Annotated in this window: 6 protein-coding genes and 1 pseudogene; 5 read left to right on the forward strand and 2 right to left on the reverse strand. The window is 48.6% G+C overall.

What is annotated here, in order from left to right:
* Positions 1-87 precede the first annotated feature (87 nt).
* Positions 88-1,062, forward strand: a complete 975-nt coding sequence (cysB, locus tag B2067_RS12070; RefSeq protein WP_068439647.1) for an HTH-type transcriptional regulator CysB — start codon at positions 88-90, stop codon at positions 1,060-1,062.
* Positions 1,063-1,096: 34 nt separating this feature from the next.
* Here cysB and B2067_RS12075 read toward each other — a convergent pair whose 3' ends face one another.
* Complete coding sequence (locus B2067_RS12075) at positions 1,097-1,825, reverse strand: phosphoadenylyl-sulfate reductase (protein ID WP_068439645.1); 729 nt, start codon at positions 1,823-1,825, stop codon at positions 1,097-1,099.
* A gap of 168 nt (positions 1,826-1,993) precedes the next feature.
* Here B2067_RS12075 and thrH point away from each other — a divergent pair, with 168 nt between their 5' ends.
* Positions 1,994-2,611 carry a bifunctional phosphoserine phosphatase/homoserine phosphotransferase ThrH gene (gene thrH / locus B2067_RS12080; protein ID WP_068435655.1) on the forward strand — a complete coding sequence of 206 codons (618 nt, stop codon included), beginning with the start codon at positions 1,994-1,996 and terminating at the stop codon, positions 2,609-2,611.
* A gap of 7 nt (positions 2,612-2,618) precedes the next feature.
* On the opposite strand, the gene B2067_RS12085 is transcribed toward thrH, so the two are convergent.
* Positions 2,619-3,974: an anthranilate synthase component I family protein gene (locus tag B2067_RS12085; RefSeq protein ID WP_301388614.1), complete on the reverse strand. Its 1,356-nt coding sequence runs from the start codon at positions 3,972-3,974 to the stop codon at positions 2,619-2,621.
* Positions 3,975-4,232: 258 nt separating this feature from the next.
* Between B2067_RS12085 and B2067_RS12090 the strand changes: the two genes are divergently transcribed.
* From B2067_RS12090 to B2067_RS12100, 3 genes and pseudogenes are all read left to right on the forward strand, one after another.
* Complete coding sequence (locus B2067_RS12090) at positions 4,233-5,000, forward strand: DUF6160 family protein (RefSeq protein ID WP_301179892.1); 768 nt, start codon at positions 4,233-4,235, stop codon at positions 4,998-5,000.
* 227 nt (positions 5,001-5,227) lie between these two features.
* The gene (locus B2067_RS12095) at positions 5,228-6,130 is read left to right on the forward strand and encodes a C39 family peptidase (protein WP_301388615.1); all 903 of its coding nucleotides are present in this window, start codon (positions 5,228-5,230) and stop codon (positions 6,128-6,130) included.
* Positions 6,131-6,148: 18 nt separating this feature from the next.
* Positions 6,149-6,727 (forward strand): annotated as a pseudogene (locus tag B2067_RS12100) (transporter); the annotation flags it as partial.

Consider the following 6,727-nt stretch of genomic DNA (forward strand, 5'->3'; position numbering starts at 1 on the left):
ATGTAGAGGTTGTCATCTATTCTGGAAAGGAATATTTGTTTATATTTTTATAACTCGAATAGCGTTTTGTCGTAAGGGGTGGGATATATGAAGTTGCAGCAACTCAGATACATATGGGAGGTCGCGCACCACGATCTGAATGTGTCCGCCACCGCGCAAGCGTTATACACCTCTCAGCCCGGGATCAGTAAACAGATTCGGCTGTTGGAAGATGAGCTTGGCGTTGAGATCTTTGCACGCAGCGGTAAGCATCTGACGCGCATTACGCCGGCTGGTGAGGCCATTCTGAAGATCGCCGGAGATATTCTGCGTAAAACTGAGAGTATTAAGCAGGTCGCTCAGGAGTTCAGTGATGAAAAGCGCGGCAGTCTGTCTGTGGCAACAACGCATACTCAGGCCCGATATGCACTCCCGGGGGTGATTGAGTCGTTCATGAGGCGCTATCCGGATGTGTCTCTTCATATGCATCAGGGCACACCGATGCAGATAGCCGAAATGGCGGCGGATGGCACGACCGATTTTGCTATTGCTACTGAGGCGATGGAGCACTTTGGTGACCTGATTATGATGCCGTGCTATCGGTGGAATCGCAGCATTCTGGTCCCCAAAGGGCATCCGCTTGCGGCCACTCCGCGACCGACACTGGAGCAAGTGGCTGCGTACCCTCTGGTTACTTATGTGTTTGGCTTTACTGGCCGATCTAAGCTTGATGAAGCATTTCAGGGGCAGGGGCTGACGCCCAAGGTGGCCTTTACAGCGGCCGATTCTGACGTTATCAAAACCTACGTGAGGCTGGGTGTGGGGATTGGGATTGTGGCGAGCATGGCGATCGATCCAACTACTGATTCTGATCTTGTAGCAATCGATGCGTCTCACTTGTTTGCTTCAAGTGTTACCAGTATCGGCTTTCGCAAGGGTACGTTTCTGCGTAGCTATATGTTTGATTTTATTGCTACCTTTGCGCCTCATCTTACTCGGGATCTGGTTGAGGTTGCTGCGCAGAGCCCGGGAAGGCAGGATGTTTCAGATTTATTTGATGGGATCGAGCTCCCTGTGCACTGACCGCAGCAGGGGGGCTCGATAGAAGGCGCTTGTTTCAGCCCTTTGAGATGATGTTGCCTGCGTGGAGTCCGCACTCTTTGTGGGTTGCTTCCTCCCACCACCAGCGACCTTCACGCTCGTGTTGGTTTGGCAGTGTGGCTCTGGTGCAGGGTTCGCAGCCGATGCTGACGAAGCCTTTCTGGTGAAGCTCGTTGTATGGAACGTCGAACATTTTTATGTATTCCCAGACCTGAGCCGAAGTCCAGTGAGCGAGCGGGTTATACTTGGTTAGTGTTTCGCCCCGTCCTTTGAAGGCGCTATCCAGTTCTATAATCGATACGTCTGATCGTGTCCCTGGGCTCTGGTCGCGACGTTGACCCGTTATCCATGCGTCCAGTTCAGTCAGCTTGTTGCGTAGTGGGGCGATTTTGCGAACGCCACAGCACTCCTGGTGCCCATCTTCGTAAAAGCTGAACAGGCCTTTCTCTTTAACGAATGCCTGCAGTGCAGCTTGCTCTGGAGTGCGGACATCAATGTTGATGCCGTAGTGTTTACGTACTTTCTCGATAAATTGGTACGTCTCTGGGTGTAGTCGCCCGGTGTCCAGTGTGAAAATGTCTACCTCTGGGTTAATTTTTACTGCCATGTCGACCAGGATGACATCTTCCGCGCCGCTGAATGAAACGGCGATGGCGTCGTGGTTTTCAATGGCGTGACGAATGATGTCCTTTGGGCGTTTGTCTTCAAACTGAGTGTTCAGTTCTGCAATCTGGTCGTCTCTCATCGGTGTATCCGGTCGTTGTATTTTGGGTGGATATTACCATGGGGGTTCTTAGTTCAAATAATACTAAAAAAGAATACTGTTATTCATCTGCTTGCTAATTCGTTGTGTTTGCCCTGATGAGTGGTAGAGTAGCGACCTTTATTACCTGAATGAATTGATGGGGACTCCATGGAAATCGCATGTCTTGACCTTGAAGGTGTACTGGTACCTGAGATCTGGATTGAATTTGCAAACAAAACAGGCATTGAAGAGTTGAAAGCAACGACTCGTGATATCCCTGATTATGATGTTCTGATGAAGCAGCGTCTGGCACTACTCGATCAGCACGGTTTTAAATTGCAGGATATTCAGGAGGTGATCGCAACTCTTAAGCCGCTTGATGGTGCGCGTGAGTTTGTTGATTGGCTGCGTGAGCGTTTCCAGGTCATTATTCTGTCTGACACTTTCTATGAATTCTCTCAGCCGCTGATGCGTCAATTGGGTTTTCCGACTTTGTTCTGTCATCGCCTTGTGGCGGATGAAGAGGGGCGCGTGGTTGATTATAAACTTCGCCAGGCAGATCCTAAGCGCCAGTCTATACGTGCTCTGCAAACGATCTACTATCGTACGATTGCCGCAGGCGACTCCTACAATGACACCACTATGCTGGCAGAGGCTGATGCGGGCATTCTCTTTCACGCTCCGCAGAATGTGATTGAGGAATTCCCACAGTTTCCTGCAGTACACACCTATGAAGACCTTAAAAAGGAATTCATTAAGGCGAGTAACCGCGAACTGACACTTTAATTTGTTCTTAGAGCGGGGTTTCGAGTATCTTCGTCACCTTGTTCAGTATCTCCTGGTACTCGTCCTCGGCATCACTGTCGATGACGAGTCCTCCGCCGCCCCAGCATGTTGCTCCATCTTCTTTGGCTTCGATCGTGCGTATCAGTATGTTGAAGTCGCACTGTCCGCTGTCGTCGATGTAGCCCATGGAGCCGCAGTAGGCTCCGCGTTCTGCGGGCTCCAGTTCGTTGATGATCTCCATTGCACGCTTCTTCGGTGCTCCTGTTATCGACCCTCCCGGGAAGGTCGCTTTGATCGCTTCTGCTGGAGGGGTGTTCGCTCTCAGTATGGCTGTGATGGTGGATACAAGATGGTGCACGTTAGAGTGTGATTCGAGCGTGAATAGCTCTGGGACTGATACGCTTCCTGGTTCTGCATGGATGCTCAGATCATTTCGCAGTAAGTCCACAATCATCAGGTTTTCGGCCTGGTTCTTTGGGCTCTCCCTAAGTGATGAGGCGAGTCGGTCATCTTCTGTCGGGTCCGGGTGTCTGGGAGCAGTGCCTTTGATTGGGCGTGTCTCAAGTGACAGTTTTTGAGTGTTGGTGTTGCCGTTAGGTGTGGGGGTGACCTTCAGGAGTCTCTCTGGCGATACACTGATTATCGTTCGGTGGCTATCTTTGAATATACAGCCATGAGGTGCGTCAAAAGATTCCAGTAACTCGGAGGGGTCACAGTCTCTCAGGTCGTCTTTGCAGTGAAAGGGCGTGGCAAGGTTGATCTGGTAGCAGTCACCGCTCAATAGGTAATCACGGACTTTTGCAAAGTTCTCCGCATATTTCGACTTTGTCTCGCCAGGTGCCCATTTTCTCTTTCTGCGGGCAGGTACACCTGCTGTTGAGTGGAAGTTCAAGGCTTTTAGGTAGTTTGAGGCTGTATCGGCTGAGATTGGCTCGTAGGCCTGGATGACGCAGTAATCACTGTCGGGATCGATCAAAAGTGAAGAGTTATAGCGTCTGAATACGATTTTGTCGCGGTTGTTGGGGTAGTTAAGCAAACCGACCCAGCCTGCGACAAAGCCGTTGTTGTTGCAGTCTTTACTTGCTTTTGCTTGTGGAAACCCACTGATGGTATCTGCAATATCGATTGCGAGGACATACTTCGCTTTAAAGTGATCTGCTTCTGTCAAATTTAAGTAATGGCGTTGCCTGTGTGGAATGGTTAACAAACTGAAGTTGTCCAGTTGCGACAGGTTTTTCAGTATGTTAGCGCCGGGTAGCTCTATTTTGTGGGTGAACATTACAGGCCATTCAGTTGGGTTTGTGGGTGTGTAACTATTTGAAAAATATAGATTTTTCTCGAGTTCTTTACCTGTATTATACATCCAGGGCTATTTCGTAACCATTCTCCGTAACTTTGTGTGAAAAAAGGGTAGACATCTGCAAATCAACATAATAGATTGGTCGCAAGTCTCGTGTAGCGGGGCTTAATTCGAAAGCTTGCTGGTAGTTCCTAAGACAGTAAGCAAATTGAAAATCGACCATTCAAGCGGGTGACACCACAAGGTGAAACAAGTAGGATGGTCAACGGGTAAGCTGAAAGACCCGCTGTACTACATAAAAACAATCAGGAGTGTGCACAAATGAAATTCCTCAAGAAAGCTTCTCTGGCTGCATCTATCGCCGCTGTATCTTTCGCTGCTAACGCTGAGCTGGTAGCAATGGACGAAATGGCAATGGCTGCTGCTACTGGTCAGGCTGGTATCGATCTGGATATTACTCTGTCTGATGTCGATGCCATTTCTATCGGTGAAGTTCTGTATACCGATACTGTCGACGGCGTAACTGCTGGTGGCGGTTCTTTGGCAATTAGCAATATCATCGTTGGTTCTGCAGATGGTTCTGATATTACTATCTTCAACGCAATCGACATTGATGAAACTGGTTCTATCATCATGGATAGCTCTGCGACTGATCTGTCAGGCCTGCGTGTACGTATCGGTAACGTTGAAACTCGCACTGATGCTGGCCTTTCTGCTGCTAACCTGGCGCGTAACGTTGACGTTACTATGGATGTTCAGGGTGGCGTTACTACAATTGCACAGTCTGGTACGGATACTACCATTACTTCAGTTGGTGGTTCTGTTGAAGTTACCTCAGGTAGCATGACGCTGTTGAACGACGCGATTGGCATTACTGATCTGCGTGTATACGGTACTGGCGGTGTTGGTACTGGTATTAGCACTGACTCTACTCTGACCTTCAATGGCGACGGTATCTCTATCACAGGTCTTGACCTGGCTGGTACTATCGAGATTGGTGACTTGGCTCTGGGTGGATCTTCTATCGGTTCAGTTGCTATCTCTGATATCGCTCTGAACGGTGCGGCTGTAACCATCTCTGGTCGCTAAGTTCGCTTAGCGTCTAGAAAGAAAGCCCGCTCCGGCGGGCTTTTTTTATGTCTGTATTTAATGAAAAGAGCGAAAAAACCTGATTTATCAGTGAATTATACTTGGTTGGGCTAAATTGTTTCTGTAACATAGGATAACGATACAAATTATAATAAAAATATAAAGGGGGAGGCCGAGGCCTTAGAATCGTGCTGATTATTCTCTTAGGATCTGTTATCGGGTTCGCCATGGCACATGAGCTTGCCATTGTGAATGAGCGAGAGCAGGGGGACACCGTTGTTCGTGTGGCCGTCGGTGAAGACTATCAGGAAGATATGGTAGTTAATGTCGAACCTCTCGCTGCGAAAAAATTCAAAAATGTCGTGCGTCAGGCGTATGACTATTCCTGTGGCTCTGCTGCCCTGACGACACTTCTCGACTTTTACTTGGGTAGGAACTTCCAGGAACGTCAGGTGATGGAAGGTTTGCTGCGATTCGGTGAGACTGAACGAATCGTAGAGCGTCGGGGTTTCTCAATGTTAGACATGAAGCGCTTAGTTACGGCGCTCGGTCATCCATCAGGGGGGTTCAAGGCGGAAGCATCCGACCTTGAAACTTTAGATCACCCAGCTATCGCACCGATTCAGTATGCGGGATTTAAACATTTTGTTGTTATCCGCACGGTGTACGATGGCCGGGTTTACGTTGCCGACCCTGCATTGGGCAACATCTCTTTTACTCTTCATCGTTTTCTCGAAGTCTGGGAGAACAACGTTCTCTTTATAGTGTTCCCGAATGGCCATAAGCCCGCGAGCGGCTTAGAGCTGCATGAAGAGGATATGCGCTTTGTTTCAGATCATATTATTGCTGAGAATGCCTTTAAAGAGTTTCCAATGTTGCATGTCAAATCTGAGCACCAGCTGCAGAATGCGATTTATGCTTCATTTAATAACGCCGAATACGAATATCGCTTAAAAGTAGATGAGAATGGCGATGCTGTTGTGGGGGATGACGGCTCATTCGTATTTGAAACTGAAATCAAAACTGCTGAAGACGGCGGCGATCCGGATAACTTCAATATCCTGGTCACCGATGGCCTTGTCGAAGATGGCCAAGGTATTAATAAGTCTCTCCGTTACAGAAGAAAATAATAAAAGGTAAGCAGAATCATGAAACGCTCCGGAATTTTATCGCTGACTTTGTTGCTGGCTGCTGTGAATGGCGCTTACGCAGATACCGCTGAAGAAATGGACAAGGCTCGCGAGGCTCTTTCAAAACAGGACAGTGATGCTGATACTGAGAAAGCACTTGAGGAAGTGTTTGAGGCGGCGGAAAAGAACTATTCCTTGCTGAAAAAAGGCGGGATGTCTCTCAACTATAACTTCGACTACAGCTATTATGGTGACCAGCGCATAGACCTCAATGTTGAGGACTCTCGCGTTCGTAGTGTTGATGTAAGTCCAGTTGCAAGCCATTCATTTACGAATAGCTTTGCGTTTGATTACGGCCTGTTTAACAACCTGACACTCGGTGTTCGCCTGCCGTTGGTTTCCAAGTTTGAAACGCAGGACGAGCTTTCCGGTTACGGCGTGGGTGATATCAGCGGTACTGTTCGCTGGCAGCCAGCTGAGTATATTCCGGGTAAAGCATCCAGAACGTATTTCGGTTCTCTTCGTGTACCGACCGGTCAGTCGCCTTACGAAATTGATGAAAATGAAGCGCTTTCCACAGGGTCGGGTACATTTGGC

The sequence above is a fragment of the Thalassolituus sp. UBA2590 genome, from assembly GCF_002339775.1.
GTDB lineage: Bacteria > Pseudomonadota > Gammaproteobacteria > Pseudomonadales > Oceanobacteraceae > Thalassolituus.

Excerpts from the sequence above, each read along its gene's own strand:
- thrH (WP_068435655.1), top strand. The coding sequence starts at position 1,994 with ATGGAAATCGCATGTCTTGACCTTGAAGGTGTACTGGTACCTGAGATC.
- B2067_RS12075 (WP_068439645.1), bottom strand. The coding sequence starts at position 1,825 with ATGAGAGACGACCAGATTGCAGAACTGAACACTCAGTTTGAAGACAAA.
- B2067_RS12095 (WP_301388615.1), top strand. The coding sequence starts at position 5,228 with ATGGCACATGAGCTTGCCATTGTGAATGAGCGAGAGCAGGGGGACACC.
- B2067_RS12090 (WP_301179892.1), top strand. The coding sequence starts at position 4,233 with ATGAAATTCCTCAAGAAAGCTTCTCTGGCTGCATCTATCGCCGCTGTA.
- cysB (WP_068439647.1), top strand. The coding sequence starts at position 88 with ATGAAGTTGCAGCAACTCAGATACATATGGGAGGTCGCGCACCACGAT.
- B2067_RS12085 (WP_301388614.1), bottom strand. The coding sequence starts at position 3,974 with ATGTATAATACAGGTAAAGAACTCGAGAAAAATCTATATTTTTCAAAT.